At 61.6% G+C, this 717-nt stretch carries 1 protein-coding gene and 1 pseudogene; both read right to left on the minus strand.

Annotated elements, in window-relative coordinates:
- Positions 1 to 266, minus strand: a pseudogene (locus tag EOA85_RS36590) (UDP-N-acetylglucosamine 1-carboxyvinyltransferase); the annotation flags it as partial.
- A 131-nt stretch (positions 267 to 397) separates the two neighbouring features.
- Positions 398 to 652 (minus strand): hypothetical protein, encoded by a 255-nt coding sequence (locus EOA85_RS36595; RefSeq protein WP_127212824.1) that lies wholly within the window; start codon positions 650 to 652, stop codon positions 398 to 400.
- Between the last annotated feature and the right edge of the window lie 65 nt (positions 653 to 717).

Consider the following 717-nt stretch of genomic DNA (forward strand, 5'->3'; position numbering starts at 1 on the left):
ACGATGTTGCGGGCAGAGAGATTGATGGTGCGCGAATAGCCCTCCTGCTGTTTTTCGCGGCGGCCATTGACCGAATAGTCGACGCCATGATTGCCGAGGATGCGGATAAGCTGCTCGACATCGGCCAGATGCGGCACGTTTTCCAGGGTCAGCGTGTCGTCGGTCAAAAGCGAGGCGATCATCAGCGGCAGCGCGGCGTTCTTCGCGCCCGAGATCGGGATGCTTCCGGCAAGCTTGTTGCCGCCGACAATTCTGATGCGATCCATGGAAGAGCGTCCCCTCGGCCGAAAGGCCGGTTTTCAATCGGTTGAGTCTGTTGTGGCCGGTCTAGACCATTGGCCGGCTTGGTTCAAGAAACAGGATTCCCGCACCCTGGACCCGGCCCTGTTGATATAGGTCAATCCGTTTTCGTTTTCCTTAAGGTGCCGAGCCCTTCCGGCCGCTGGTCCGCCTCGCCGGTGCGCCGCTGGTCCGCCTCGCCGGTGCGCCGCTTGTCGGCGTCGCCGGTGCGCCGCGAGCGCGACTGCGCCTTGCGCTTCTGCAGATTGGCGCGCAGTTGCTCGGCGAGCCGGCTCTTGCGGTCGGCCTTTTTCGGTTGGCTGTCCTTTTTCGACGGACCGCGCTTGTCAGGTGGGATTGTCTTGTCGTTCATGGTTCCGTCCCGGCGAGCCTGTTATGAAGGGATAGCCAACATTGTGGCGCTGCCATGTCCGGAAA

Origin of the sequence: Mesorhizobium sp. M5C.F.Ca.IN.020.29.1.1, from assembly GCF_003997375.1 — a bacterium.
In the GTDB taxonomy this organism is placed as follows: Bacteria; Pseudomonadota; Alphaproteobacteria; order Rhizobiales; family Rhizobiaceae; genus Mesorhizobium; species Mesorhizobium wenxiniae.

What these genes read in the sequence shown, in the direction of transcription:
- EOA85_RS36595 (WP_127212824.1), bottom strand. Translation starts at nt 652, where the DNA reads ATGAACGACAAGACAATCCCACCTGACAAGCGCGGTCCGTCGAAAAAG.